General features: G+C 69.5%; 30 protein-coding genes. 21 read left to right on the top strand and 9 right to left on the bottom strand.

The window, feature by feature from the left end:
• Positions 1-9: 9 nt before the first annotated feature.
• Positions 10-1,251 (bottom strand): family 1 glycosylhydrolase, encoded by a 1,242-nt coding sequence (locus tag JOE46_RS06510; RefSeq protein WP_245221445.1) that lies wholly within the window; start codon positions 1,249-1,251, stop codon positions 10-12.
• Between the two features lie 198 nt (positions 1,252-1,449).
• On the opposite strand from JOE46_RS06510, the gene JOE46_RS06505 reads away from it, so the two are divergent.
• Positions 1,450-2,286 carry an acyl-CoA thioesterase domain-containing protein gene (locus JOE46_RS06505; protein ID WP_307861256.1) on the top strand — a complete coding sequence of 279 codons (837 nt, stop codon included), beginning with the start codon at positions 1,450-1,452 and terminating at the stop codon, positions 2,284-2,286.
• Here the strand turns inward: JOE46_RS06505 and JOE46_RS06500 are convergent.
• Positions 2,283-3,044, bottom strand: a complete 762-nt coding sequence (locus JOE46_RS06500; protein ID WP_209926607.1) for a slipin family protein — start codon at positions 3,042-3,044, stop codon at positions 2,283-2,285. The genes JOE46_RS06505 and JOE46_RS06500 overlap by 4 nt on opposite strands.
• The gene (locus JOE46_RS06495; protein ID WP_097214327.1) at positions 3,041-3,514 is read right to left on the bottom strand and encodes an NfeD family protein; all 474 of its coding nucleotides are present in this window, start codon (positions 3,512-3,514) and stop codon (positions 3,041-3,043) included. The genes JOE46_RS06500 and JOE46_RS06495 overlap by 4 nt, the downstream gene beginning before the upstream one ends.
• A 259-nt stretch (positions 3,515-3,773) precedes the next feature.
• On the opposite strand from JOE46_RS06495, the gene JOE46_RS06490 reads away from it, so the two are divergent.
• Both JOE46_RS06490 and lnt read left to right on the top strand, forming a co-directional pair.
• On the top strand, positions 3,774-4,808 hold the full coding sequence (locus JOE46_RS06490) for an alpha/beta hydrolase (RefSeq protein WP_097214326.1): 1,035 nt from the start codon (positions 3,774-3,776) through the stop codon (positions 4,806-4,808).
• A 3-nt stretch (positions 4,809-4,811) separates the two neighbouring features.
• A complete protein-coding gene (lnt, locus tag JOE46_RS06485; RefSeq protein ID WP_209926606.1) occupies positions 4,812-6,284 on the top strand; it encodes an apolipoprotein N-acyltransferase in 1,473 nt (490 codons plus the stop codon).
• Here the strand turns inward: lnt and JOE46_RS06480 are convergent.
• Positions 6,269-6,952, bottom strand: a complete 684-nt coding sequence (locus tag JOE46_RS06480) for a hypothetical protein (protein ID WP_097214324.1) — start codon at positions 6,950-6,952, stop codon at positions 6,269-6,271. The genes lnt and JOE46_RS06480 overlap by 16 nt on opposite strands.
• Before the next feature lie 157 nt (positions 6,953-7,109).
• Here JOE46_RS06480 and hisD point away from each other — a divergent pair, with 157 nt between their 5' ends.
• From hisD to JOE46_RS06400, 16 genes are all read left to right on the top strand, one after another.
• Positions 7,110-8,498, top strand: coding sequence for a histidinol dehydrogenase (gene hisD / locus JOE46_RS06475; protein WP_097214323.1), 1,389 nt, complete (start codon positions 7,110-7,112; stop codon positions 8,496-8,498).
• Entirely contained in the window at positions 8,495-9,646 is a 1,152-nt protein-coding gene (locus JOE46_RS06470; RefSeq protein ID WP_097214322.1) for a histidinol-phosphate transaminase, read from the top strand. Before hisD ends, JOE46_RS06470 begins: the two co-directional genes overlap by 4 nt.
• Positions 9,643-10,257, top strand: coding sequence for an imidazoleglycerol-phosphate dehydratase HisB (gene hisB / locus JOE46_RS06465; protein ID WP_072751568.1), 615 nt, complete (start codon positions 9,643-9,645; stop codon positions 10,255-10,257). The genes JOE46_RS06470 and hisB overlap by 4 nt, the downstream gene beginning before the upstream one ends.
• Complete coding sequence (locus tag JOE46_RS06460) at positions 10,258-10,410, top strand: hypothetical protein (RefSeq protein WP_179800722.1); 153 nt, start codon at positions 10,258-10,260, stop codon at positions 10,408-10,410.
• Entirely contained in the window at positions 10,410-11,582 is a 1,173-nt protein-coding gene (locus JOE46_RS06455) for an MFS transporter (protein ID WP_209926605.1), read from the top strand. Before JOE46_RS06460 ends, JOE46_RS06455 begins: the two co-directional genes overlap by 1 nt.
• The gene (hisH, locus tag JOE46_RS06450) at positions 11,579-12,208 is read left to right on the top strand and encodes an imidazole glycerol phosphate synthase subunit HisH (protein ID WP_209926604.1); all 630 of its coding nucleotides are present in this window, start codon (positions 11,579-11,581) and stop codon (positions 12,206-12,208) included. The genes JOE46_RS06455 and hisH overlap by 4 nt, the downstream gene beginning before the upstream one ends.
• Before the next feature lie 23 nt (positions 12,209-12,231).
• Positions 12,232-12,483: a hypothetical protein gene (locus JOE46_RS06445; RefSeq protein ID WP_097214348.1), complete on the top strand. Its 252-nt coding sequence runs from the start codon at positions 12,232-12,234 to the stop codon at positions 12,481-12,483.
• Positions 12,484-12,502: 19 nt separating this feature from the next.
• On the top strand, positions 12,503-13,237 hold the full coding sequence (gene priA / locus JOE46_RS06440) for a bifunctional 1-(5-phosphoribosyl)-5-((5-phosphoribosylamino)methylideneamino)imidazole-4-carboxamide isomerase/phosphoribosylanthranilate isomerase PriA (protein ID WP_097214319.1): 735 nt from the start codon (positions 12,503-12,505) through the stop codon (positions 13,235-13,237).
• Positions 13,238-13,245: 8 nt separating this feature from the next.
• Positions 13,246-14,100 carry an inositol monophosphatase family protein gene (locus tag JOE46_RS06435; RefSeq protein ID WP_209926603.1) on the top strand — a complete coding sequence of 285 codons (855 nt, stop codon included), beginning with the start codon at positions 13,246-13,248 and terminating at the stop codon, positions 14,098-14,100.
• Complete coding sequence (gene hisF, locus JOE46_RS06430) at positions 14,097-14,870, top strand: imidazole glycerol phosphate synthase subunit HisF (RefSeq protein WP_077041870.1); 774 nt, start codon at positions 14,097-14,099, stop codon at positions 14,868-14,870. Before JOE46_RS06435 ends, hisF begins: the two co-directional genes overlap by 4 nt.
• Positions 14,867-15,211: a phosphoribosyl-AMP cyclohydrolase gene (gene hisI / locus JOE46_RS06425; protein ID WP_209926601.1), complete on the top strand. Its 345-nt coding sequence runs from the start codon at positions 14,867-14,869 to the stop codon at positions 15,209-15,211. The genes hisF and hisI overlap by 4 nt, the downstream gene beginning before the upstream one ends.
• Positions 15,212-15,406: 195 nt before the next feature.
• Complete coding sequence (locus JOE46_RS06420; RefSeq protein WP_097214317.1) at positions 15,407-18,313, top strand: UPF0182 family protein; 2,907 nt, start codon at positions 15,407-15,409, stop codon at positions 18,311-18,313.
• 64 nt (positions 18,314-18,377) lie between these two features.
• Entirely contained in the window at positions 18,378-18,905 is a 528-nt protein-coding gene (locus JOE46_RS06415) for a hypothetical protein (RefSeq protein WP_306455757.1), read from the top strand.
• A gap of 262 nt (positions 18,906-19,167) precedes the next feature.
• Positions 19,168-19,812 carry an MspA family porin gene (locus JOE46_RS06410; protein ID WP_209926598.1) on the top strand — a complete coding sequence of 215 codons (645 nt, stop codon included), beginning with the start codon at positions 19,168-19,170 and terminating at the stop codon, positions 19,810-19,812.
• A gap of 47 nt (positions 19,813-19,859) precedes the next feature.
• A complete protein-coding gene (locus JOE46_RS06405) occupies positions 19,860-20,537 on the top strand; it encodes an MspA family porin (RefSeq protein WP_097214314.1) in 678 nt (225 codons plus the stop codon).
• A gap of 70 nt (positions 20,538-20,607) precedes the next feature.
• Positions 20,608-21,117 carry a hypothetical protein gene (locus tag JOE46_RS06400; protein ID WP_209926596.1) on the top strand — a complete coding sequence of 170 codons (510 nt, stop codon included), beginning with the start codon at positions 20,608-20,610 and terminating at the stop codon, positions 21,115-21,117.
• Positions 21,118-21,394: 277 nt separating this feature from the next.
• Here JOE46_RS06400 and JOE46_RS06395 read toward each other — a convergent pair whose 3' ends face one another.
• The 3 genes from JOE46_RS06395 to JOE46_RS06390 all read right to left on the bottom strand — a co-directional run bounded on the left by JOE46_RS06395 (position 21,395) and on the right by JOE46_RS06390 (position 23,358).
• A complete protein-coding gene (locus JOE46_RS06395; protein WP_209926595.1) occupies positions 21,395-22,051 on the bottom strand; it encodes a TetR/AcrR family transcriptional regulator in 657 nt (218 codons plus the stop codon).
• Between the two features lie 155 nt (positions 22,052-22,206).
• Complete coding sequence (locus tag JOE46_RS26725) at positions 22,207-22,329, bottom strand: hypothetical protein (RefSeq protein ID WP_269590159.1); 123 nt, start codon at positions 22,327-22,329, stop codon at positions 22,207-22,209.
• Between the two features lie 9 nt (positions 22,330-22,338).
• Positions 22,339-23,358, bottom strand: a complete 1,020-nt coding sequence (locus tag JOE46_RS06390; protein ID WP_209926594.1) for an alcohol dehydrogenase catalytic domain-containing protein — start codon at positions 23,356-23,358, stop codon at positions 22,339-22,341.
• Positions 23,359-23,767: 409 nt separating this feature from the next.
• On the opposite strand from JOE46_RS06390, the gene JOE46_RS06385 reads away from it, so the two are divergent.
• Complete coding sequence (locus tag JOE46_RS06385; RefSeq protein WP_209926593.1) at positions 23,768-24,385, top strand: VOC family protein; 618 nt, start codon at positions 23,768-23,770, stop codon at positions 24,383-24,385.
• A gap of 15 nt (positions 24,386-24,400) precedes the next feature.
• Here JOE46_RS06385 and JOE46_RS06380 read toward each other — a convergent pair whose 3' ends face one another.
• Positions 24,401-24,649 carry a three-helix bundle dimerization domain-containing protein gene (locus JOE46_RS06380; protein WP_209926591.1) on the bottom strand — a complete coding sequence of 83 codons (249 nt, stop codon included), beginning with the start codon at positions 24,647-24,649 and terminating at the stop codon, positions 24,401-24,403.
• A gap of 163 nt (positions 24,650-24,812) precedes the next feature.
• Complete coding sequence (locus tag JOE46_RS06375; protein WP_209926589.1) at positions 24,813-25,451, bottom strand: hypothetical protein; 639 nt, start codon at positions 25,449-25,451, stop codon at positions 24,813-24,815.
• 434 nt (positions 25,452-25,885) lie between these two features.
• Between JOE46_RS06375 and JOE46_RS06370 the strand changes: the two genes are divergently transcribed.
• The gene (locus JOE46_RS06370; RefSeq protein ID WP_209926587.1) at positions 25,886-26,671 is read left to right on the top strand and encodes an SDR family NAD(P)-dependent oxidoreductase; all 786 of its coding nucleotides are present in this window, start codon (positions 25,886-25,888) and stop codon (positions 26,669-26,671) included.
• Positions 26,672-26,813 lie beyond the last annotated feature (142 nt).

Here is a 26,813-nt window from a genome sequence, read left to right as displayed (position 1 = left end):
CGGCCGCGGCTAGGAGCCGGTCGGGCTCAGGCAGCTCTGCGGCGGGCTGACCAGCGAACAGAACGCGGGCGCCATCACCGGCCGATAGTCCGCCGGCACGCCGCCGGCGGCGATCAGCTCCCGGTATGCGGCGACGCCGTCGGTTGGCCTGCGGGTCAGCGTCGGGTCGGTCAATGTGTCGACGGTGTAGAGACCGAACCGGGGCCGGTAGGTGCCCCACTCGTAGTTGTCGGTGATCGACCAGTAGTTGTAGCCGATCACGTCGGCGCCCTCGGCCCGCGCCCGGCCGAGCCAGTAGACGTGATCGCGTAGGTGATCCGAGCGGGTGTACCCGTCTGGCCTCGGCGCGCCGTTGTCGGTGGGCATCCCGTTCTCCACCACGTAGATCGGCAGTTCCGGGTACTTGCGCGCGTAGTACATCGCGGCGTGATAGATCCCGTCCGGCTGCGGCCGGATGTCGTAGAAGGCGTCGGACACGGCGGCCGCCGTGGTCAGGTTGTCCAGGGAGACGCCGTAGTAGTAGTCGAGGCCGAGGAAGTCCAGCTTGTCGCGGACCCGGTCGGCGAAGACCGAGTCCACCGCGCCCATCGCGGCGGGGATGTAGGAGACGTTGCTCGAGACGCGGGCGTCGGGGTCGAGGCGGTGGATGGTGTCGTAGATGGCGCGGTGCGCGCCGACCATCCGGTCCAGCATCTGCGGGGCCGCGGGCAGCGAGATGCCGCCGAAGGTCAGCTCCTTCTGCACGAACACCGTCGGCTCGTTGAAGGTGATCCAGTCGGCCCCTGCGCCGGCGTAGCGCTCCACCACCCGCTCGGCGTTGGTCAGCCAGCGGGCCGGCGTGTCCGGGTCGGCCCAGCCGCCTCGGTCGGCGATCCAGCCCGGGTATACCCAGTGGTCGAGGGTGATCATCGGCTTCATGCCGTGCCCGCGGATCTCGTCGATCACGTCGTCGTAGTAGGCGAACTCGGCCTCGTCCCAGCCGTCCGGGGTGGGTTGGACCCGGGCCCATTCGACGGAGAAGCGGAACACGTCGACGCCGAGGGCCGCCGCGCGGGCGATGTCCTCCCGGTAGCGGTGCCGGAAGTCGGGCCCGGAGCCGTACGGGTCGTGGGTCTTGCCCGACGACACGTAGCGCGACCAGTTGCTGTCCGGCGGCGAGCCCTCGGACTGAAAGCCGGAGGTGGCAACGCCCCATTCGAAATCGGCGCCCAGTCCGGCCGGGGCGGCCTGGGCGGGTGATCCGGCGACCAGCGGAGCTGCCGCCACCGCGAGGACGAGGGCCAGGATCCGGGCGATTCGGGTCACGCGTCGCACGGTAGGGCAGCGGGGTCCGCTCGTGGGGTCGTTTCGCCGATGAATTACGTTCGAGGTGTCAACGATTCCGCATCGCTGCGGGCCCGCGGCCACCCATGATGGGGGCCGGACCCGCCGACCCGAGAGGTGCCGCTCGTGAACTCTCCGCTTGCCTTCTTCGACACGACCCCCGACGGATACGTGGCGTTGCCCTTCGCGGTCAGCCGGTGGTCACCGGACATGGTCAGCGGTGTGGCGCTGTGCGGACTTCTCGCCCGTGCGCTCGAAAACGGCCACGGCGGTGACGGATTCGTGCCCACCAGGCTGACGGTCGACCTGTTCCGTCCGGCGCGGACCCGGCCACTGACCACCGCGACCACGACGGTGCGCGAGGGCAAGCGGATCCGGGTCGCCGACGCGGAGCTGCTCCAGGACGGGGAGACCGTCGCGCGCGCGTCCGCGGTCTTCCTTCGCCCGTCGGAGCAGCCGCCCGGCGAGGTCTGGACCCGCGATCGCCGCCCGTCACCGCCGCCGGCGTCGATCGCCCCGCCGACCGACGCGCTCACGCCGCCGTACTTCGGCAGCGATTCGCACCCCGACGGCTGGTCCACCTCGATGTTCGAACATCAGGGCGTCAGCCGTAAACGCATGTGGGCCAGGCATCTTCCGGTGGTGGCCGGGGAGGAGCCGTCGCAGTTCGAGCGGGCCGCGATGGCGGGTGAGCCGACCAGCCTGATGACCAACTGGGGCAGCGAGGGTGTGGGCTTCATCAACGTCGACCTGACCCTCGTGCTGGCCAGGCTGCCCGAGGGGCCCGACGTCGGGATCGAGGCGGACGACCACATCAGCTCCGACGGTCTGGCCGTGGGCACCGCGACGATGTTCGACCGGGGCGGCCCGATCGGTACCTGCGTGGTCAGTGCGCTCTCCAACGCGCGGCGGCAGGTGGACTTCGCGGGCCAGGGCGAATTCGAGATACCCGCGACGAACTAGCTCTTTCTGTCCTCGCCGAGGAACGGCCGGACCAGGTCGAGCGGCAGCGGGAAGATCATCGTCGAGTTGTGCTCGCCGCCGATCTCCCGCAGCGTCTGCAGGTAGCGCAGCTGCAGGGTCGTCGGATTGCGGCTGATGATGTCGGCCGCGAGTGCGAGCTTCTCCGCCGCTTGGAACTCGCCCTCGGCGTTGATGATCTTCGCCCGCCGTTCGCGCTCCGCCTCGGCCTGCCGCGCGATCGCCCGCTGCATGTTCTCGGGGATCTCGACGTCCTTGATCTCGACCGTGGTGACCTTCACGCCCCAGGGTTCGGTCTGCTGGTCGATCACCTTCTGCAGGTCCTCGTTCAACCGTTCCCGCTCGGCGAGCAGGGAGTCGAGCTCGGCCTTGCCCAGGACCGAGCGCAGCGTGGTCTGCGCGATCTGCAGCGTCGCGAGCAGGAAGTCCTCCACCTCGACGATCGCTCTGTCGGCGTCGATCACCCGGAAATACGCGACGGCGGTGACCTTCGCGGGCACGTTGTCGCGGGTGATCACCTCCTGGACGGGGATCTTCAGCGTCACCGTGCGCAGGCCGACGCGCACCATCCGGTCGACCGCCGGGACCAGCAGGACCAGCCCGGGGCCCTTGGAGTCGAGTACCCGGCCCAGCCGGAAGACCACACCGCGCTCGTACTCGCGCAGGATCCGGACCGAGCTGCCGGGGAGAACCAACAGCAGCAGGACGACGATGACGAGAAGGGCGAGAACAGCGGTCACGGCGACCACTCCCACGGTTCGCGGCGGCGCACGGACAGCGTGAGGCCGCGGATCCGCTCGACCACGACGGACTCGCCCTCCGACGGCTCCGGATCCTGCTCGTACCCGAACTCCACCTTGGCGCGCCAGAGCCCGCCCGCCGTCTCCACCTGACCGTGCGATCCGGTCCAGTTCCGGACGACGGCGTTCGTGCCGATCAGCGACTCGGGCCCACTGTGCACGGGCAGGCGCCTCGCGACCAGCGCCTTTCGGCCGGCCAGCGTCATCACGCCGAGCCCGACCACCGCGACACCCACCGTCACCGGGACCGCGATCACCGACCCGGCGCCATCGGCGGCGAACAGCATCCACACGCCCGCGGCGGACAGGAGCGCGCCCGCGGCTCCGAGGATCCCCGCGGTCGGGGTATGGGCCTCGACCACGATCAGCAGGATGCCCACCGCCAGCGCGAACAGCCCCAACGCGATCATTTCCACTCCCGCGATCAACGTTCGAAGGGGGCCCGGTCGCTCGCATAGCCACTTCGCGGCCGAACCCTCGACTCCACGGTAATCCGGTACACGCGCCGCGGCCACCGGCTGTGTGACCCGCCCAGCGACCCCCGCGTTGACCTGCTTACCTGCGGTCGGGATTGTTACGTCCTCGTAAATGTGTTCTGGATCACGTACCATGATTCAACTGCCTTTGAACTTTCGGCAGTGGTAGTTAGGCGCAATGCCGGGAGCTCACATGACTGCGAACACATCGCCGTCGGGGCGGTCCGTCCGCCGGGCACGATCGACGCGATCCCCACGGATCGCGGTCGCCGCGGAGCCGCGGTTCATCGCCGGTGCCAGCCTCCGGTCCAGGATCCTGGCCGAGTCCATCCGATTCACCGTCAAGCCCGCGCTCGAGGTGTGGGCCCGCTGGCCGAGTCCCCTGTGGCCCGCGGGCGCATTGGACCTCGCGGCCAGGATCGTTCCGCCGGGCCGGGGAGTGGGCCGACGCCGGATCCGCCTCGAGCACTGTGGCGCCGAATGGCTCCAGGCGCGCGACGCGATGCGCGACGCGGTGGTGCTGTACCTGCATGGAGGCGGCTTCCTCACGTGTGGGTTGAACACCCACCGGAACCTGGTCTCACGGATCTCCGGCGCGGCAGGCGTGCCGGTGCTCGCTGTCGACTACAGGATGCTGCCCAAGCATCCGATCGACGCGGCCATCGCGGACGGCGTCGCAGGGTACCGGTGGTTGCTGGAGCAGGGATTCGAGGGCAAGCGGATCGTCATCGCGGGCGACTCCGCCGGCGGATACCTGACCTTCGCGACCGCCATCGCGATCGCCGAACTGGGCCTGCCCACCCCGGCCGGGCTCGTCGCGCTCTCGCCGCTCACTGATATCGATCCGTCGACCAAGCTGGCGCACCCGGCAGCCGACGGCTGCCCGTTGATCCCGCGCTCGGTCCTGCTCGCACTCGCGGACGTGGCGGCCGCGAGGGCGGGCGCGAACTCGCGAACCTCCCCGGTGAACGGGGTGCTGGCGGGGTTGCCGCCGGTGCTGATCCACGTCGGCTCGACCGAGATCCTCTACCCGGATGCGGAGCTGATGGCGCAGCGCCTGGGGGCGGCCGGGGTATCGGTGACCTTGGAGGTCTGGGATCGTCAGGTGCACGTCTTCCACGCGGCCGCCGGTCTGATCCCGGAGGCGGAGCGGGCGATCGCCAGGGTCGGCGAGTTCATCCGCACCTGCACACCCGCCGCCGAGGCCCCTGCCCTCACCGCCGTCTGAACGGTGCGCTCGCGCTGGCCGGCCCGCGGCGCCGTCCTGATCGTCGGGGCACTGCCGCTGGTCGCCTTCCCCGCACCGGGTCTCGATCTCCTGGCCTGGGTGGCGCTGGTACCGGTCCTGCTCCTGCTTGGCACTGCGGACACCCCGGGCGAGGCGGCGCTGCGCGGATGGCTCGCGGGTGTCGGGTTCCTGGCCGCGACGCAGTACTGGCTGGCGCCGAACCTGGTCTACTTCTTCCCCTTCGCGATCGGTCTGCTCGCGCTGCTGTGGACCGGGTGGGGGATCCTGGCGCGAGCGCTGCTGCGCGGCGCCGAGACACCGGCGCGGGCGGCCCTGGCCGTGGTCGGAGTGCCCGCCGGCTGGGTGCTGATCGAGACCGTGCGGTCCTGGCACTGGCTCGGCGGGCCGTGGTCGCTGTTCGGTTCGACGCAGTGGCGCAGGCCGAGCGTGCTGGCACTCGCGTCGGTCGGCGGGGTCTGGCTGGTGGGCTTCGCCGTGGTCGCGGCCAATGTCGGGCTCGCGATCCTTCTCGTCGGCCGCGGAACGGCGCGGCATGTCGGCGCGGCGGCCGCCCTCGTGGCGGTCGCCGCCGGTCCGCTCTGGTCCGCGACACGACCCGAGTTGCCCCATGCCCCGGCCGTGCCCGTGGCGCTCGTGCAACCGGGGATCGTGCACGACGACCTGCAGATCCGCCAGGAAGAGCTGACCCGCGGGCTGAGCCGCCCGGTGCATCTCGTGGTGTGGGGAGAGAGCAGTGTCGGCGAGGACCTCACCGCCCGGCCCGACGTGCTCGATCGGCTCACCGCGCTGTCGGGCGCCGTCGGGGCCGAGCTGCTGGTCAACGTCGATGCGCGGGTCGCAGGCAGCGGAGCCATCGCGAAGACGTCGACCCTGATCGGCCGGGACGGGATCGAGGCCGAGTACCGGAAGACCCGGCTGGTGCCGTTCGGCGAGTACGTGCCGTTCCGCGACCAGCTCGGGTGGCTCACCCGGGTCACCGCTGCGGCGGGCCAGAACCGTGAGGCCGGCGAGAAGTTGGTGGTGATGGACGTCGACGGTCTGGCGATCGGGCCGCTGATCTCGTTCGAGCAGACCTTCCCGGACCTGGCCCGCGCACAGGCGAGGAACGGCGCCGCGCTCCTGGTCTACCAGTCGTCGACCGCGACCTTCCAGGGCAGCTGGGCGCCCGCACAGCTCGCGAGCTTCGGTGCGCTGCGGGCCGCCGAGACCGGACGCCCGGTGGCCGCGGCCGCGCTCACCGGCGTCTCCGCGGCCTTCGACGCCCGGGGCAACCGGCTCGCGTGGATGCCGGCCGCCGAGAGCGGCGTGCTGATCGTCGACGTGCCGATGGCGGGGGAGGACACCGTATTCGACCGCCTCGGGAGCTGGGTGCCCGCATCGTGCGCGCTCATCGTCGCGCTGCTGGCTGTCGGTGCTCTCGCTGGACGGAGATCGTCGCGTCAACCGTCGAAGTAGGCCTCGCCGACGACGAACATCCCTCGCTGTGGGATCCAGAAGTCGCCCAGGTGTGCTTGTTCGGGCAGCGGCCCCGGTGGTCCGAGATCGACCCCGTCGATGGTCGCCCGGCTTTCGTCGATGGTCCACAGCATCCGGGGGTTCGCCCGGAATCGCTGGCCGTTGGCGGAGTTGCCGGTCAGCCGGACCTGGCCGACCCCGAGTGCGGGTCCGGCCACGCGCCCCATCAGCGAGAGGACGGCATCGCTTCGCCACAGGGCCGCGGGCATCAGCCGACCGAGGCCCGTCATCGCGGTCGTCGCCGCCGATTTTCCCAGCTCGAGTTCCCACACGAGCCTGTCGTCCACCGTGACCGTGAAGGCGGCCGGACCGGTCCACCTCACCGAGATGTCCGCGGTCCGCGCGTCCTCGGTGGCGGAGCCGAAGTATCGGGCGCAGCTGACCTCGGGCCGAACGCTGCTGTAGATCGTCCACTCGCCCGCGGGGTCCCGATGCCACACCGAGTCGTAGCCTGCGCCGACCGAACTGGCAGGGAAATGCCGCAGCGCAAGGCAGTGTCCGCTGGCGAACGGCGCCCCCATCACCCCGTAGCCCGCGAATCGTTCCCGGCCGTCATCCGGGGGCAATGCCGTGTTCTGTTCTGCGATCGATCGCGCGTCGTGAGTCATGGTCGATCCTCTCCACGAACCGCCTTGTCAGCGTACGCGCAGCGGTGTTCGCGCACGGCCGGCGACGAACGAAACCCGCGGTCGCGGCGGCCAGCGGAAAATGGCGTGGACCTATCCTGAATAATCAGTACAAACCCATTCCTCTGAAGGGACCCTCATGCCTGCCCGCACCGAGCTCGCCCGCGTGGATCTGCGCGGTCGAACACCCACCACGGCCGAACTCCGGGCCGCGCTGCCCCGAGGTGGAGTGGATGTGGACGCGGTGCTCCATCAGGTGCGCCCGATGGTCGAGGCGGTCCGCGACCGGGGCGCCGAGGCGGCACTCGAGTTCGGCGAGAAGTTCGACGGGGTCCGCCCCGACCGGGTCCGGGTGCCGCGCGCCGAGCTGACCAAGGCGCTGGCCGAGCTCGATCCGGCGGTGCGCGCCGCCCTCGAGGTCGCGATCGAGCGGACCCGGCTCGTGCACGCAGACCAGCGGCGCACCGACACCACGACGCAGGTGGTGCCCGGTGGCACGGTGACCGAGCGCTGGGTGCCGGTGGACCGGGTCGGGCTCTACGTGCCCGGCGGCAACGCGGTCTACCCGTCGTCCGTCGTGATGAACGTCGTCCCGGCGCAGGCCGCGGGCGTCGAGTCGCTCGTCGTGGCGTCTCCGCCGCAGGCCGCTTTCGGTGGCCTGCCGCACCCGACGATCCTCGCGGCGGCCGAGTTGCTCGGCGTCGACGAGGTGTGGGCGGTCGGCGGCGGCCAGGCCGTCGCGCTCCTCGCCTACGGCGGCACCGACGTGACACGGGACGGCACCGCCGTCGGCGACGGGGCCGAACTCGCACCGGTCGACCTGATCACCGGGCCCGGCAACATCTACGTCACCGCCGCCAAGCGGCTGTGCCGCGGGCTGGTCGGGATCGACGCCGAGGCCGGACCGACCGAGATCGCGATCCTGGCCGACCACACCGCAGACCCGGTGCACGTCGCCGCCGACCTGATCAGCCAGGCCGAGCACGACGTGATGGCCGCAAGCGTGCTCGTCACCACCAGCGTCGAACTCGCGGACGCGGTGGACGACGCGCTCACCGCCCAGCTCGAGCTCACCAAGCACAGCGAGCGGGTCGCGACGGCGCTGGCGGGCAGCCAGTCCGGGACGGTGCTGGTCTCCTCTGTCGAGGACGGCCTGCGCGTGGTCAACGCGTACGCGGCCGAGCACCTGGAGATCCAGACCGAGAACGCCGCCGAGGTGGCAGGCCGGGTCCGGTCCGCGGGCGCGATCTTCGTCGGCGCCTGGTCGCCGGTGAGCCTGGGCGATTACTGCGCCGGCTCGAACCACGTGCTGCCCACCGCGGGCTGCGCGCGGCACTCGTCCGGCCTCAGCGTGCAGACGTTCCTGCGCGGCATCCACGTCGTGGACTACTCGGAGGCCGCCCTCAAGGACGTCTCCGGGCACGTGATCGCCCTCGCGAACGCGGAGGACCTGCCCGCGCACGGCGAGGCAGTGCGGCTGCGCTTCGAGGGTTTGACGGACGGCACCGCTGTCGAGGCGCTTCGGTGAGCGGCGGTCCGGTACCCGGTTCGGCGGCGAGCATCGACGAGCTACCCATCCGGGAGAACCTGCGCGGCAAGTCTCCTTACGGCGCACCGCAGTTGACGGTGCCCGTGCAGCTCAACACCAACGAGAACCCACACCCGCCGACCCGCGCGTTGATCGACGATGTCGCGGAGTCGGTTCGGGAGGCGGCCGCCGAGCTGCACCGGTACCCGGACCGCGACGCGGTGGCGCTGCGGACCGACCTGGCCGAATACCTCACCCGGCAGACCGGTGTCGCGGTGACCGTCGACAACGTGTGGGCGGCCAACGGATCCAACGAGATCCTGCAGCAGCTGCTGCAGGCCTTCGGTGGGCCCGGTCGCAGCGCGATGGGCTTCGTGCCGTCGTACTCGATGCACCCGATCATCTCGGACGGCACCGAGACCAAGTGGCTGCCCGTGTTCCGGCGGTCGGACTTCTCGCTCGACCCGGAGGCGGTGATCGCGGCCGTCGCCCAGCAGAAGCCGGACGTCGTGTTCGTCACGAGCCCGAACAACCCCACCGGGCACAGTGTTCCGCTGTCCGACCTGCGTCGCATCCTGACCGCGGCGCCGGGCATCGTGATCGTGGACGAGGCGTACGGCGAGTTCTCCTCGGGCCCGAGCGCGATCACGCTGATCGACGAGTTCCCGACCAAGCTGGTCGTGAGCCGCACGATGAGCAAGGCCTTCGCCTTCGCGGGCGGTCGGCTGGGCTACCTGGCGGCGGCGCCTGCCGTGGTGGAAGCGCTTCTGCTGGTGCGTCTTCCGTATCACCTCTCGGTGATCACCCAGGCCGCGGCCAGGGCGGCGCTGCGGCACGCGGACGAGACCCTGGCCAGCGTGGCGGAGCTCGCCGCGCAGCGCGACCGGGTGTCCGCTGAGCTCACGGCGATGGGCTTCCGGGTGATCGAGTCGGACGCGAACTTCCTGCTGTTCGGCCAGTTCTCGAATGCGGCCGCCACCTGGAGGCGGTTCCTCGACGAGGGCGTGCTGATCCGGGATGTGGGGATCGAGGGCTATCTGCGTGCGACCATTGGCCTGGCCGCGGAGAACGACGAGCTGTTGCGGGTGAGCAAGAAGCTCGTCGCAACGGAGCTTGTCACAACGGAGATCACTGAGGAGACACGATGACCGGGCGGATCGCGAAGGTCGAGCGCACCACCAAGGAATCTTCCATCGCCGTCGAGCTGAACCTCGACGGCACCGGGATCGTCGACATCTCCACCGGCGTGCCGTTCTTCGACCACATGCTGACCGCGCTCGGCAGCCACGCCAGCTTCGACCTGACGGTCAAGGCCGAGGGCGACATCGAGATCGAGGCCCACCACACCGTCGAGGACACCTCGATCGTGCTGGGCCAGGCGCTCGGTCAGGCACTGGGGGACAAGCGCGGCATCCGCCGCTTCGGCGACGCGTTCATCCCGATGGACGAGACCCTCGCGCACGCGTCCGTTGACGTCTCCGGCCGCCCGTACTGCGTGCACACCGGCGAGCCGGAGCACATGCTGCACGCCGTAATCGGCGGCTACCCGGGCGTTCCCTACGCCACGGTGATCAACCGGCACGTGTTCGAGTCGATCGCCTCGAACGCGCGGATCGCGCTGCACGTGCGGGTGCTCTACGGCCGCGACCAGCACCACATCACCGAAGCCGAGTTCAAGGCCGTGGCCCGCGCGCTGCGCGAGGCCGTCGAGCCGGACCCGCGGGTGTCCGGGGTGCCCTCGACCAAGGGCGCGCTGTAGATGGGTGACGCGCTGATCTACGTCCTGTTCATCGCGGCCGGATTCGCGCTCGGCGGCGCGTACTCGATGTGGACCGTCAACAAGTTCGCCTCCGGCGTGCTGCTCGCGCTGGCGATCATCGCGGCCGCGGGCGGGGTCCTGCGGCTGATCTGATGGGTGCGGTCTCCGGGGCGACGGCACCCGGCGGACTCTGGCGTACCCGCGGGCTGCCGGTGGCGTTCCTCATGGCCGCGACCACCTTCGGTGGGTGGTCGTTGCTGCTGCCGGTGGTCCCGTTCGCGATCAAGCAGGCGGGCGGCACCGATGCGCTCGCGGGCGCGAGCACCGCGGTCTTCATGGCGACCACCGTCGCCACCCAACTCTGCACGCCGACCCTGCTGCGGAGCTGGGGGTACCGGTGGGTGCTCGCCGTCGGCTGCCTGCTGCTCGGTCTGCCCTCGCTCGCCTTCCTGCTGTCCACCGAAGCCGTTCCCGCGCTGATCATCTCGGCGGTGCGCGGAATCGGCTTCGGCCTGGTGACGGTGGCGGGCAGCGCGCTGATCGGGGAGTTGGCGCCCAAGGAGATCCTCGGCCGGGCCACCGGAGCACAGGGCATCGCCATCTCGCTGGCCCAGATGGTCGCGCTGCCACTGGGTCTGGCGCTGTTCGGCCGCGGCCAGTCCTCGCTGGTGTTCGTGCTCGCGGCGTTGGTGCCGTTGCTGTCCATCGCCTCGATCGCCGCGCTGCCGTCGATCCCACGGCCAGTGGGGGCCGGCCCGCGGGGACGGCTGCCGCTTCGCCTGCTGCTGGTGCCCTGCCTGGCGATGATCGTGGTGGCCTCGGCCTACGGCGGGGTCACCAGCCTGCTCCCGATCGCGGTCGAGGACCGGGCGGCGATCGCGGGCGTGGCACTCGCGGTGGTCAGCGGGGCGATCCTGGTCGGGCGGTACGCCGCGGGCGTACTGGCCGACCGGATCGGGCACGGCCGGTCGATGGTGCCTGCGCTGGCCTGCGCGACGCTCGGTGCCGGGCTGTTCGCGGCAGGCGTGATCGGCGACGGCCAGGTCGGATTGCTGATGGCGGGCGCGGTGGCGTTCGGGCTCGGCTTCGGCGCCTGCCAGAACGAGGCGCTGGTCTCGCTGTTCACCGGGGCCGGGCCGGCCAGGCTCGGCGCGGCGAGCGCCGCCTGGAACATCAGCTACGACGCCGGGACGGGGATCGGTGCGCTCACGCTCGGCGTGGTCGCCGGATTCGCCGGCTACACGTGGGTGTTCGTGATCGCGGCTGCGGCCATCGCGCTGGTGATTCCGGTGGCGTGGGTCCGGGCCGATAGAGTTGCCGCATGACCTCCGTCGCCCTCCTCGACTACGGCTCCGGCAACCTGCATTCGGCCCAACGAGCCCTCGCCCGCGTCGGTGCGGACGTCGAGGTGACCTCGGACCCCGCCGTCGCCCTGGCCGCGGACGGACTGGTGGTCCCCGGCGTCGGTGCCTTCGCGGCCTGCATGGAGGGCCTGCGCGCGGTCCGAGGCGAACGCATCATCGGCCAGCGGCTCGCGGGCGGCAGGCCGGTCCTGGGCATCTGCGTCGGCATGCAGATCATGTTCGAGCGCGGCGTCGAGCACGGCGTGGAGGCCGACGGCTGCGGTGAGTGGCCGGGCACCGTCGAGATGCTGCAGGCCGAGGTGCTCCCGCACATGGGCTGGAACACCCTGCAGGCCCCGGCGGACAGCGTGCTGTTCGACGGCGTCGACGCCGACACCCGCTTCTACTTCGTGCACTCCTACGCCGCGCAGAAGTGGGAGCTCGCCGACTCCGACCTGATCGCGCCCGCGAAGCTGACCTGGGCCGACCACGGCGGGCCGTTCCTCGCCGCGGTGGAGAACGGGCCGCTCTCGGCCACCCAGTTCCACCCGGAGAAGTCCGGTGACGCCGGTGCCGCGCTGCTGGAGAACTGGGTCCGCAGCCTGTGACCGGGCAGCGGCGCGGCCTGTCGATGGGGCGTCTCGCCCTGTTCTCGCTCGGCTCCGCCGCCGCGGTCCTCGCGCTCGCGACCGTACTGCTGGCGGTGCTGAAGCCGGGACCGGTCGTGGGATTGGTCATCGTCCTCGCCGGGGTTGCGGGTGCGATCGCGGCGATGGGCCTCGTCTCCACCCGGATGACCCGGCGCGCTCTCGACGACTCCGCGGACGACGAACAGAGCGCGGGCGAACAGGGCGGCGACCCGGGAACCGGCTCGCCGCGATGACGGACTAGGGTAGGCGCACGTGAGCCTGGTCCTTTTGCCTGCTGTAGATGTTGCCAACGGTGAAGCTGTTCGCCTCGTTCAGGGAGAGGCCGGCAGCGAGACGAGCTACGGATCCCCCCGGGATGCCGCGCTCGCGTGGCAGAACGACGGTGCCGAATGGGTGCACCTGGTCGACCTGGACGCCGCCTTCGGCCGGGGCTCGAACCGCGACATGATCGCCGGTGTGGTCGGCGAACTCGACGTGAAGGTCGAACTGTCCGGCGGCATCCGCGACGACGAGTCGCTGCGGGCCGCGCTGGCCACCGGCTGCGCGCGCGTCAACCTCGGCACCGCCGCCATCGAGAACCCCGAGTGGTGCGCCCGCGCCATCGGCGAGTACGGCGACCGGATCGCGGTCGGCCTCGATGTCCGCAACGTCGACGGCCGCTACCAGCTGCGTGGACGCGGCTGGGTCACCGAGGGTGGCGACCTGTTCGAGACCCTCGAGCGCCTCGATCGGGACGGCTGCTCGCGCTACGTCGTCACCGACGTCGGCAAGGACGGCACCCTCACCGGTCCCAACCTGGAGCTGCTCAGCCAGGTCTGCGGCGCCACCAAGGCGCCGGTCGTGGCCTCCGGCGGCGTATCCAGCATCGAGGACCTCGTCGCGATCGCCGGACTCGTCGACCTGGGCGTCGAGGGCTCCATCGTCGGAAAGGCGTTGTACGCCGGGCGGTTCACGCTCCCCGAAGCGCTCGCCGCGGTCTCGCGATAGCGCCGGACATGAGCCTGCCCCGCGACCCGCACGAGCTGCTCTCCATCGCGAGCGGCCTGCTGGACGCGGCGCAGGAGCGCTTCCTCGAGGGCGTCGGCGCGCCGAGCGCGGTGAGCAAGGGCGCCCGCGACTTCGCCACCGAGCTCGATCTCGAGCTGGAACGACGGCTCAGCGCGGAACTGACCGAGCTGACCGGAATCGGTGTGCACGGTGAGGAATTCGGCGGACCGGACCTGACCGAGGGGCCGGTGTGGGTGCTGGACCCGATCGACGGCACGCTGAACTACTCGTCCGGCCTGCCGACCGCAGGGATGTTGCTCGCGCTGCTCGACGACGGGGTCCCGGTGCTCGGCCTGACCTGGCTGCCCGGGATGGGCCGGCGCTACGCGGCGGTTGTCGACGGCCCGGTGCTGTGCAACGGGGAGGCGTTGCCGCCGTTGGCGACTGCCTCGCTGTCCGATTCGCTGGTCGGGTTCGGCGCGTTCAACGTCGACGGCAGGGGACCGATCCCCGGGCCCTATCGGGTGCGGGCGCTCGGCGAACTGAGTCGGGTGAGCAGGAGGCTGCGGATCCACGGCAGCACCGGCGCCGACTTGGCCTTCACCGCCGGTGGCGCGCTCGGCGCTTCGGTGGTGTTCGGTCACAACCCCTGGGACAACGCGCCTGGCGTCGCCCTGGTGCGCGCGGCGGGCGGTGTGGTCACCGACCTGGCGGGTGCGCCCTGGCACATCGGGTCGACCTCGGTGCTCGCCGCGGCGCCGGGGGTGCACGAAGAGGTGTTGAATATTCTTGTGGCTCTGGGCGATCCGGGTGACTACCTGGATCGGGACCCGGGGCTACCGGCAGGAAGGCTGACGCAATGACGGTGGCGGTTCGGGTCATCCCGTGTCTGGACGTGGACGCGGGCCGCGTCGTGAAGGGCGTGAACTTCGAGAACCTGCGCGACGCGGGCGATCCCGTGGAGTTGGCGGCGCTGTACGACGCGCAGGGCGCCGACGAGCTGACCTTCCTCGACGTCACCGCGTCCACCTCGGACCGCGGGACCATGATCGACGTGGTGACCCGCACGGCCGAGCAGGTCTTCATCCCGCTCACCGTCGGCGGCGGGGTGCGCACCGAGCAGGACGTGGACCGCCTGCTGCGGGCGGGCGCCGACAAGGTCAGCGTCAACACCGCCGCGATCGCGCGCCCGGAGCTGCTGCGCGAGCTCAGCCAGCGGTTCGGATCGCAGTGCATCGTGCTGTCGGTGGACGCGCGGACCGTGCCCGAGGGGCAGGAGCCGACGCCGTCCGGCTGGGAGGTCACCACGCACGGCGGCAGGCGCGGCACCGGGATCGACGCGATCGAGTGGGCGCTGCGCGGCGCCGAGCTCGGGGTGGGGGAGATCCTGCTGAACTCGATGGACGCGGACGGCACCAAGGCCGGGTTCGATCTGCCGATGATCCGGGCCGCACGGGCCGCGGTGCACGTTCCGGTCATCGCCAGCGGCGGCGCGGGCGCGGTGGACCACTTCGCCCCTGCCGTGCAGGCGGGCGCGGACGCGGTGCTCGCGGCCAGCGTCTTCCACTTCGGCGAGCTGGAGATCCCGCAGGTCAAGGACGCCATGCGGGCCGAAGGTATCGTGGTCCGATGAGTCTCGATCCCGCAATCGCCGCCCGGCTGAAGCGAAACGATGCCGGCCTGTTCAGTGCGGTCGCCCAGGAGCGGGCCACCGGCGCGGTGCTGATGGTCGCGTGGATGGACGACGAGGCGCTCGCACGCACCCTGGAAACCCGCAAGGGAACCTACTATTCGCGGTCCCGCCAGCAGTACTGGGTCAAGGGCGAGACGTCCGGGCACACCCAGTACGTGCACGAGGTGCGGCTCGACTGCGACGGCGACAGCGTGCTGCTGATCGTCGACCAGGAGGGTGCGGCCTGCCACACCGGCACCCACACCTGCTTCGACGCGGACGTGCTGCTCGCCGCCTCCTGACCCCTCCGAGTGTGCAGCTGCCGTCGTCCCACCTGGGGGTTTGCGCCGGCAGGTGCACACTCGGCGGTGGCGGCGGCGACACACCGCGGTCCGGGTTCGCGCCAGTAGAATGGGGCGAAACGGACACACGTCGGCGGTGACGCTGGTGAGAACAGGCCGGTAGGCCGCGACGCGCTCGGACCTGGAGCGTGGGAAGTGGGCAATCGGCCGGTCGAAGGTCTACCGCAGCTGTCCCGGCGCGGCCGGATCCTGCTGCTGTCGGCGGTTGGCCTGCTCGCGGCCCTGATCGTGCTCCCCGTGCTGGTGGGCATGTACACCAGCTGGCTGTGGTTCGGTGAGGTCGGATACCGGACCGTCTGGGTGACGATGCTGGTGACCAGGCTGCTGCTGTTCGCCGCGGTGGCCGTGCTCGTCGGCGGCGCCGTGTTCCTCGCGGTGCTGCTGGCGTTCCGCGCCCGACCGGTGTTCTTGCCTGGGCGTGCCGAGGACGATCCGATCCGGATCTATCGCGACTTCGTGCGGCGCAGGCCGCGCCTTTTCGGGCTGGGCATCCCCATCGTCCTCGGGCTGCTGTGCGGCCTGATCGCGCAGTCGAGCTGGGAGACGGTTCAGCTGTTCCTGCACGGCGGGGCGTTCGGGGTCACGGATCCGCAGTTCGGTCTAGACGTCGGCTTCTACGTCTTCGACCTGCCCTTCTATCGGTCGGTCCTGAACTGGCTGTTCGTGGCGACCGTGTTCGCCTTCCTGGCCAGCCTGACCACGCACTACCTGTTCGGCGGGGTACGCATCTCCTGGAGCGAGGGCGGAATCAGCCGGGCCGCCCGTGTCCAGCTGGCCGTGCTCGCGGGGACGTTTATTCTGCTCAAGGCGGTGGCGTATTGGTTCGACCGGTACGCGCTGCTCTCGAGCGGCCGCAAGGAGCCCACGTTCACGGGCGGTGGCTTCACCGACATCAACGCGGTGCTCCCGGCGAGACTGATCCTGCTCGCGATCGCCCTCATCTGCGCCGCCGCCTTCTTCGCCGCGATCGTGCTGCGCGACCTCCGGGTGCCGGCATTGGCCGCGATCCTCCTGCTGCTGTCCTCGATCCTGGTCGGCGCGGTCTGGCCGCTGGCCGTGGAGCAGTTCTCGGTCCGTCCCAACGCAGCAGACCGGGAGAGTCCGTACATCGAGCGCAACATCGAGGCCACCCGCCAGGCGTACGGCGTCGGCGCGGACAAGGTCGAGTTCCTGCCGTATCCGGGCATCGGCACCAAATCGCCCCGGGACGTGCCCGCCGACGTGACGACGATCGCGAACGCCCGGCTGCTCGATCCGAACCTGCTCTCGCACACCTTCATCCAGCAGCAACAGCTCAAGAACTTCTACGCGTTCCCCGCAACCCTTGACCTCGACAGGTACATGATCGACGGCAAGCTGCGCGACTACGTCGTCGCGGCCCGCGAGTTGACCCCGAGCAGCCTGAGCGGCAATCAGACCCAGTGGGTCAACCAGCACACGGTGTACACCCACGGTGACGGGTTCGTCGCGGCGCCAGCGAACCGGGTGAACGCCGCGGTGCGGGAGGCGGTGGGGGATACCTCGAGCAGCAACAGCGGATATCCGGTGTACACGGTCAGCGACATCGCCAGCCAGGGCTCCGGCCACCAGGTCATCAAAGTGGACCAGCCGCGCATCTACTTCGGCGAACTGATCGCGAGGACCGACCCCGACTATGCGGTCGTCGGTGGTCCGGAGGGTTCCGCGCCACGCGAGTACGACACCGACACCTCCACCTACACCTATGACGGGACCGGCGGTGTCTCGATCGGGAACTGGTTCAACCGGATGGCGTTCGCCGTCAAGTACTCCGAGCGCAACATCATCTTCTCCAAGGCGATCGGATCCGGATCGAGGATCATCTTCAATCGGTCCCCCGCCGAGCGCGTGCACCTGGTGGCCCCCTGGCTGACCACCGACCACGACCCCTATCCCGCCGTGGTGGGCGGGAAGATCGTGTGGATCGTCGACGCGTACACCACGGTGAACAACTACCCGTACGCGCAGCGCAGTTCGCTCGAGGACCTGGTGGTCGGCGCCGAGCCCGCGCCCGTGCGGCGGGGTGGGGAGGTCTCCTACATCCGTAACTCGGTGAAGGCCACCGTCGACGCCTACGACGGCACGGTCACCCTGTACCAGGTCGACCAGCAGGATCCGGTGCTCAAAGCGTGGATGAGCGCCTTCCCTGGCACCGTGCAACCCGAGAGCTCCGTTCCCGCCGAGTTGCGGGCCCACTTCCGGTACCCCCAGGACCTGTTCAAGATCCAGCGCGACATGCTCGCGAAGTATCACGTCGATGATCCGCGAGAGTTCTTCACCACCAACGCATTCTGGTCGGTGCCGAGCGACCCGACCGTCGAGTCCAACCCGTACCAGATGCCGTTCTACGTGCTGGTGGGTGACCAGGCGACCGCGGAGCCGTCGTTCCGGCTGGCCAGCACCATGGTCGGGTTCCGGCGCGAATTCCTCTCCGCCTACATCTCCGCGCACTCCGATCCCGAGGACTACGGCAAGCTGACCGTGCTCGAACTGCCGACCGACACCCTCACGCAGGGCCCACAGCAGATCCAGAACTCGATGATCTCGGACACCCGGGTGGCGTCGGAGCGGACCCTGCTGGAGCGGTCGAACCGGATCCAGTACGGCAACCTGCTGACGTTGCCGATCGCCGACGGCGGAGTGCTCTACGTGGAGCCGCTGTTCACCGAGCGGATCGCGTCGGAACAGAACACGTCGACCTTCCCCCAGCTCGCGCGCCTGCTGGTCAGCTATCGGGAGCCGGGGGCCACGGGCGGGGTCCGGGTGGGATACGCGCCCACCCTGGCGGAGGCGCTGGACCAGGTGTTCGGGGCGGGCACCGGCGGCGTGGCCACGGCGCCGGGATCGGGCGCGGGGCCGCCGCCAGCGCCGCCGCCTGTGGGGGAACCGGCGGGTCCGCCCCCGCCCGCGGTCGCGAATCCGGCGACCGCCGATGAACTGAACAGGGCAATCGCGGAGCTGCGTGAGGCGCTCGATCGGCTGCAACGGGCGGTGGACGCGTACCAGACCGAACCGCCCCGGTAGATACCCTCGCCGACAACCGATCCTGGGTACTAGCCGTTGTAGTAGTGCCTTGTATTCTTCGCGTGTGGGCTCACAGGGGATGACGATCGCGCGGATGCGCGGTGCCTTCGTGGGCTCGACCTCCGGCGCGGTGAGCGTCGCCGCTCACGCGCTGGGCGGGGGCACGGCTCCCGCGGAGAGTTCGGTGGTCCTGCTGATGCTGGGCTGCGCGGCCGTCGGTGCGGTCATCGCGTCCGTGCGGGTGGATCGACATCAGCTGTTGTTCGTGGCCGCCGCGCTGACCCTGGGCCAGGCGATCGGGCACATCGCGCTCGCGATGGGCGCTGTTCACGTGCACGGGCCGCAGCTCGGTCCGCAGATGGTCGCCGCGCACGCCGCCGCCGTCGCGGTGACCGCCGTGCTGATCCGGGCCGGTGAGCGCGGATGTGTCTCAGTGCTTTCGGCACTGAGCCGGAGAGTTCCGGCGCCGTTCACCGAGGTGCCGGTCCTGGTACCTGTCGCGGTCTGCGCCCCTGCAGATTCGCCGCCGCTCGCCCGCTGGCTGCTGGTCGGCTCGGGCACCGGCACCCGCGGCCCGCCGCCGTCTGCCTAGTCGACGTCAACCGACATCCCTGTCTGGGCGCCAGTCCGAGCAGGGGTGATCTTGACGCGTACCTTCGCCGTTCCGCCGTCAGCGTGGTGCTCACCAGAGCCCGCGCGGTGGAGTGCGCCCAGAAGGCCGCGGACCCGGGCCGAAAGCCCTTCCTCGGGGGCGCATTTGACAGCGTCCGCCGCCCTCCCTAGGTTACTGGAAACCATTTTCATTTGAGTTTGGTGCCGCGCGCCCATGCGCCGCGGCCTATGAAGGAGATTTGATGAGCAAGTTCCGTAGTGTCGGCGTGGGCGCTGCCGCCGCCGTGGCGATCGGGCTGATGTCCACCGGTGTGGCCCACGCCGACACCTTCGTGCCGCTGCCCGACGGGCAGAAGGCCGGACCGGGTGCGGTCGTCTCCCGCACGGGCGAGAGTGCCCTGATCTCGCCGTCACTCGCAGCGAACGGTGCCGGCCGCACCGCGTGGGTCTCGGGCACCGTCACCGCGGACGTCAAGGGCATCACCAAGGAAGGTGAGGCGGGGCCGTTCAACGGTGCCACCAACGACAAGGGCACCAACAACTCGTCCACGCACGGGGTCTCGCGGATCAGCACCGGCTACATCGTGGGCTGCCAGGTCGACATCACCGGCCTCGGCGGCTCCATCGGCGCAGGCATCGACCTCTCGGGACCGTCGATCTCCGGTTCGCTGACCGTTCCGGTCTCCGCCGGCCAGGTCAAGTTCGTCAGCGTCGCGGGCAAGGACATCAAGAAGAACGGCAAGTACTCGGTCCAGTACCAGGACACCCAGCTCGAGATCCAGAACTGCGGCGGATTCGCCCAGGCCCGCTCCTACACGGTGGTCGAGATCGTCGGCAACGACTACTCCAAGACCACCCTGTACGGCCAGCCCTTCAGCATCGGCTGACCCAGCCCACCCCCGAACCTGAAACCTGAACCCTCAAAGGGGAATTCATGAACACCAGCACGAACGGCCTGCGTCGCGGGCTGCAGATCTCCGCCGTCGGCGCGGCCACGGCCGTCGCGGTCGGCTTCCTGTCGGCGGGTGCGGCCAATGCCGACACCTTCGTGCCGCTGCCCGGCGGGACCATCTCCAAGACGCTTGTCGACGGCACCGTCGTCACCGTCGCCATGACCGGTGAGTCCGCGAACATCTCGCCGTCGATGGGTGCGACCCCGCTGCACCGCAACGTGTGGGTCTCCGGCAGCGCCAAGGTCGAACTGTCCGGCGACAACGCTGACGGCGGCAAGATCGAGCCCGGTTACGTGGTGGCCTGCCAGCTGACCCTGGGTGGCAAGGGCGGCGCCGACACCGGCATGTCCTCCAACTGGGAGGGCGAGAGCGTCAAGCAGACCGCCAAGGGTGCGGGCAACCTGTCCATCGCTCCCGGCCAGGCCAAGAACGTCAAGCTCCTCGACCTGGAGAAGGCCGACGACTTCGGTGGCGAGTCGCACTCGGGCGCCAACGGCTTCAAGGGCAAGAGCGGCAGCGTCACCTGGGCCGACTCCACCATCGGTGTCGAGGGCTGCGCTGGCTACGCGCAGGCCCGCTCCTACGTCAAGGTCACCGCCAGCACGAAGAACGTCAGCAGCACCGTCACGCTGTGGGGCCAGCCCTTCAGCATCGGCTGATCCGATGAGTCGAGGCGGCCCACCATCGCCGGTGGGTCGCCTCGCTCGGTATCGATCCAAGGAGGATGTCGTGACCGACGATCTGTCCCACTACCGTGCCGACTTCCGCGAGATCGAGAATCGAGTCACCCGAGAGTTCGTGGCCGGGTGGCGCCGCCCGGCGATCACCGCGGTGGTCCTCGTTTTGACGTTTGGCCTCGCGCTTCCCCATGCGGGGTCGCTGCCGGCGTGGGCTGTACTCGCGGGAGGTCCCAACCCGGAACATGTCGCGACGCCCGCGCCACTGCGGCTGTTCATCGTGTTCGTCGTGATCTTCGGGGTCATCGTCTCGTTGCTGGGCACCTGGTCACGACGATGGGCCATCGCGCAGATAGCGGTGATGGGAACGGGTGTGGGGACGGTGATCGGACTGCTCGGCTACTGGTCACAACAGAGCCTGCCGCCCGGACTCCGCCCAACGGGAATCGAATACGGGCTGATCCTCACGTGGGCGGGGATGGCCGCCCTCACCGCGCTGTGGGTCCCGGTGGTCCTCAGTCGCGCGAACATCATGCAGGCCGACGTCTCAGCGCCGCGGTGAACGCTTCGGTCGACGGGTTGTTCGCTGGTTCTGAGGTAGATCTGTGACACGCGACTGTGCGCGAGGTTCGAAGAGGAGCCTCGCGCACAGTCGCGTTGCGGCCGGGTCGTGGTGCCATGGTTCATGGGCGGGGGGCAGACCAGGAGCCGCGGCGCCGTCGAGCTCGGGTCGCCGAAGAGACCTGCCGCAGATGCGGCCAAGCATTGAAGAATTGTGTGTTGCGATCGCGCCTTCGTCAGGTCGAACTGACGAGGGTTACCCCGAGGTGACTAGTCGTTCACTCCGTGGCGCTGAATGACGTGGCGATGAGTGTGGCCATCCGGGTGAGGGCAGTGATTTCGTCCGGATCGACCAGCCGCCTTTGTGCCTCTGCTCGGCAGGCGACGCCGAAGAATGCGTCGAAAATGATCTCGGCTGCGGTTTGAGCGTTCTTCGGGTCGTCGTCGCGGAGATCGGCTATTGCGTGAACCAGCGGCTGCAGGAGTTGTTCGCGCATCGCTGCGAGTTCGGTGGGAAACATCGTCTCCCACCGGTACGTGTGGAGCAGGATTGCTCGATACCCCTGCGATACATCCTGGGTATAGGGGAGGACGACGGCTCGAACCCATGCATCGACACGTTCGAGCGGTGTGCTCGCCGATGACATACGTTCGATGACGTGGCTGGTTTTCGTGGTGGTGCCATCTTGCAGGACGGCGATGATCAGCTCTTCCTTCGAATTGAAGAGCCGGTAGAACGCGCGGGTTGCAAGGCCCGCGCGCTCGAGGATTGCGGCGACAGGGGGATCCACCTGACCGGTTTCAGCGATGAGGCTGCCGCAAGCGCGGATGAGGCGCTGCGCTTCCGTGAGGTATTCGTCGCGCTGCCGGTCGAACAGCCGATCGACGGCGGCGGTCGCGAGGGGGTTCACAGCCTCTTGGTCTGCGGAAGTCACCTGGTGTGTCCTCATTTTTGTGGCGAGATTGCCGTTCTCGAAGTCGAGGATAGCTATACCGATGCGGTCCCCAGGAGGTCGACAACAACCCGGGGATGGTCGGCGACATGGACAGCAGTCGCGAGCGGAGTGATCGGCGCCAGGACCAGCGCCAGCTACGCGAGCAGCAGCATCATCTCCAGGAGCGGCGCGAGGCGTACATGCAGAACGCCGTCCTGCCCGAGCACGCCGCCGATGGGGTAGTCAGCGCACTCAGAGTTGCGGACCGTGTTGGGCACGGATGTCGATCAGAGTCCGGTGGTCAGGACCACACGGAATCGAGCTTTGCCGCTGAGTGCGTGGCGGTAGGCGGCCGGAGCCTCGGTCAGCGGCACCTCCTCGATCATGGGGCGGATGTCTGTGAGAGCCGCGAAGTCGAGCGTCCGTTCGACATCGCGCGCGGTGCCGGCCGGATGCCCGTGCACCGAACGGGACTGGAAGATCAGTTGTAGCGGGCTGACCGGGATCGGATCCGGGACGGCGCCGATGACGATCAATTGGCCGTCCGCCGAGAGGCCGTCGATGGTGGCAGCCATGGCCGCCGAGTTCGCGGCGGTCGCCTGAACGACCCGAGCGCCGCCCAGACGGCGTAGTTCGGCGGCGACGTCCTGTGTCGTGGAGTCGATGTAGTGCCGCGCACCCAACTGGGTGGCCAGCGGTTCCTTGTCCGGGCCGCGGGCGATCGCGACGGTGTCGAAACCCATCTTCGCCGCGAACTGGACACCGAGGTGCCCGAGGCCGCCGAGGCCGAGGATCGCGACCAGGTCACCGGGGCGGGCCGAGCTCCGGCGCAGCGAGTTGTACGTGGTCACGCCTGCGCAGGCCATCGGCCCGGCATCCGCGGCGGTGAACTCGTCGGGGATGCGGGCGATCGCCGTGGCGGGTACGACCACGGCGTCGGCATAGCCACCCGGGTAGTGCCAGCCGGGTATCTGAAGGTTCTCGCAGTGCATGAAGTCGCCGTCGCGGCACGGATCGCAGTACAGGCACGCGCCGCCGAACCAGCCGACGGCCACCCGATCCCCGGGAAGCCAGCGGGCGACGGCGTCGCCGACCGCGTCGATGCGGCCGGCGATCTCGTGGCCGGGCGTCACTGGGAACGTCACGCCGGGAAGGGCATTGGTGACGAACGCGTCGTCGGAGTGGCAGATGCCGCAGGCCTCGACGGTGACCCGCACCTGACCCGGACCGGGGTCGGGTATCTCGCGGGTGGTGAGGCGCAGTTCGGCGTTGGGATGGTCTACCTGGACGGTCCGGATGCTGGTCATGACGAAATTTCTCCTCTCGGCGTGATGAACGGGCGAATCGAGGATGGCTCCCGGAAATACGTTGCACGGCAAGAATTGTCGACACGGACTTGGTCCGGAGTTCGGGCGCCGCAGGGGACCGCCTCCGCGCGGTAACGCTTAGGTAGGTAGTCGGTCTCGAGCAGAACAGCCATTCGGCGCGTCCTGTCATGACGGGGCCCGCCGGACAACGGCGGCGATGCTTCGAGCGTAATGCTCATCAGCCCGGCCGGGTGGGGTGATCCCGGGATCGCCCATGTGCACCGCCGCCATCTCCTTTGAATCGCTACGGGGTATGGACTTCCAGCGATTGGTGGTGGAAGTGTGGATGTGGCGCACACACCAGTGGCATCGACGCAGGTGACCGGCATCAACGGGAGGAACCGAGGCCGTGGACACGAAGCTGGAGATTGTGGTGTTGCCGGTCTCTGACGTTGACCGGGCCAAGAACTTCTACCGGGCGTTGGGCTGGCGGGAGGACGCCGATGTCGCCACCGGCCCGGATTTCCGGGTGGTGCAGCTGACACCGCCGGGCTCGGCGTGCTCGATCATCTTCGGCACCGGAGTCAGCTCGGCCGCCCCGGGCTCGGCGGACGGCCCGCACCTCGTGGTGACCGACATCGAGGTGGCCAGGGCCGAGTTGGCGAGCCGTGGGGCGCAGGTCAGCGACGTCTTCCATGATGCTGGAGGGGTGTTCCATCACGCCGGGGCCACCGCTCGGGTGACCGGCCCGGACCCGGACCGCCAGAGCTATGGATCGTGGCTGTCCTTCGCCGACCCCGATGGCAACAGCTGGTTCGTGCAGGAGGTCACCACCCGCGCGCCGGACCGCGTCACGCCGGGGCCGGTGGCCTACGCCTCCGCCACCGCGCTGGCCGGGGCGATGCGGCGCGCGGCCGCCGCACACGGCAAGTACGAGGAACAACTCGGGCGATACGACACGGACTGGCCGGACTGGTACGCGCAATACATGGCGGACGAGTCGAACGCTCAGGCGACCGGCGAATAGCCGGCCACGTGTCCCTCAGTCGACTCGATGGCGACCGCCAACGGCGCCGATCGGGACCTCCCGCATGCCCGCGGCGTGGCTCAATTCGGCTTCCGCGTTGCGTTCGACGAGCAGCGGGACGAAATCCCGCACTCGGCGGCCGTCGAAGTGCCTGTGAGCGTGGGCCACCGTGTCGCGCACTGTCGTTGCCGAGAGTTCAGGGTGCTTCTTGGTGAGGCGCTCGACGACGAACTCGATGTGACGCCCCTCGTCGTCCGTGGTCATACTGAAGTGTTGGGCGTCTTCATGGAAAGGTCAAGACGAAAGACCGTTCAACGTGGGGAAGGTCGCGCCCAGGTCCGACAGGACGGTCGTCGACCAGGAAACGAGTCTTGCCCGACACCGTGTGTATCAGGAGCGGGCACAGCTCGGATTCACGAGTGGCCGGTCAGAGATGTCCGGCAAAGAGGGCCGGTGTGATGCGAGCCGATCCGATACCGCGGTCCGACTTGCCGAGCCGGAACCGCACCCGAGACTTCAGCACGGTTCCCGACTGAGCCAATCCATCGATCAGCTCCTCGCCGGCGAACACGGTGAAGGTCCACCGTTCGTTGCGCTCGCAGTCCGGAAGGAACGCGTCGCCGGCCTGAAGCACGCGCGCACCCCACAACTGACGGGTCATGCCCGCACGAATGTCATTGTCAGCGACGTCGAAGTTCACCGCCTCGGCCCCTCGGATCTGCTGATAGCTACCCGCCGAGACGCCATACCGACCAACACACGTGACGAAGAACGCCCCCGCTGTGTCGTCCGGAACCGCGTCGACGCCGGCGTCCAAGCGGCCATCGAAGACATCCCCGGTCAGGTCGGGATGCTGCTGCCGCCGAATGCCTGCCTCCACCGGCTGTCGGGTATCCAGCACCCGCACCGAAGGCACGAACAGCAGCCCGACCTCGACATCGTCGGCGAATCGCTTGTCCGCCAGCCACTTCTCAAGTTCGGCCCCCAGCGTTCCAACGCCGCCCCACCACCGTCGCCCCTGTCTGCTGAGGAATCGGTGTGGATCGACCGGCAGGCGCCTACGCACCCCGAGAACCCGAGTCCACCCACTCTTCTCGAACCGTGCCACCTCGCGCTCGGCAGTCAGCCCTGGGCGTGTGGTCATAGCTCGACACCGACCGTCTCGCATGCCGGCTCCAACTCAGTCGACTCCACCGCCTGAACCAGCCGAGACTGGTGCCCCGGGCGAGGGACGCAACTGAAAACAGCGATGATCACGGCAACCACCTCCACCACGCACCCTACGACCCCACCCCGACATCCACCCCCCTGTGGGCGGGGTGAGGATTCGGTGGGAAGGAGCCCGATACGCCGCGTTCCGGTACCTGCGGACCCGTCTGCTGGATATCCTCACATCAGCCGGATGTCGGGTGTGACGGTCCGGGTCTGGGATCGCGGTGCTGTGCGGGGGAGTGCGCCCCGCAGCATGGGTATCGTTTGCGCCCCTTTGGGAGGGTGACGATGGATCTGCATCTCGACGGGAAGATCGCGGTGGTCACCGGCGCGAGCAAGGGCATCGGTCTCGCGATCACCGACCGCCTCGCCGAGGCTGGGGCACATATCGTCGCGGGATCACGCACCCGCAGCACACGGCTCGAGGAACTCGAGTCCGCCGGACGGGCGACCTTCGTGCCCGCGGACCTGTCGACGAGCGATGGCCCGGTCGCGCTGGTCGAGGCCGCCGCGCGGCTGGGTGGCGTGGACATCCTGGTCAACAACGCGGGTGGGGTCACCCCGCGGCCGGGTGGGTTCGTCACGGTCACCGACGACGAGTGGAATGCCTCGTGGTCGCTCGGGGTGATGGCGGCGGTGCGCACCACTCGGGCGGCGATTCCGGAGATGGTCCGGCGCGGTGGCGGGGCGATCGTCACGATCGGCTCGGTCAACGCGTTCTACCCGGACCCCGGCGTAGTCGATTATTGCGCGGTCAAGGCCGCGGTCACGAACCTCACCAAGGCCCTGTCGAAGGAACTCGGCCCGAAGGGTATTCGTGCGAATTCGATCAGCCCGGGCCCGGTGCTGACGGATCTGTGGCTGGGCGAGGGAGGTGTCGCCGAGGTGATCTCCAAGGCCAGCGGGGCCAGTCCGCAGGACGTCGCGGACGGCGCGGTGTCTGGCACACCCACCGGGCGGTTCACCACCCCCAACGAGGTCGCCGACCTGACACTGTTCCTGGCCTCCGACCGGGCGGCGAACATCACCGGCGCCGACATGACGATCGATGGCGGATTCATCACGACCGTGTAGGCCGCACCCCACGATCGCCGCACCCCAACCGCGACTACCGGCGTGTATTGCCGCCGACCTCGGGGTCAACGGGACACTCCATCGTTTGACGCTCACTTGCGGACGCCCAGCAGCTGGTCGAGAATCCGCAGTTCCGCGGGAA

It is taken from the genome of Rhodococcus sp. PvR099 (assembly GCF_017833315.1).
In the GTDB taxonomy this organism is placed as follows: Bacteria; Actinomycetota; Actinomycetes; order Mycobacteriales; family Mycobacteriaceae; genus Rhodococcus_G; species Rhodococcus_G oryzae.
This window is presented reverse-complemented; position numbering and strand designations above follow the sequence as displayed.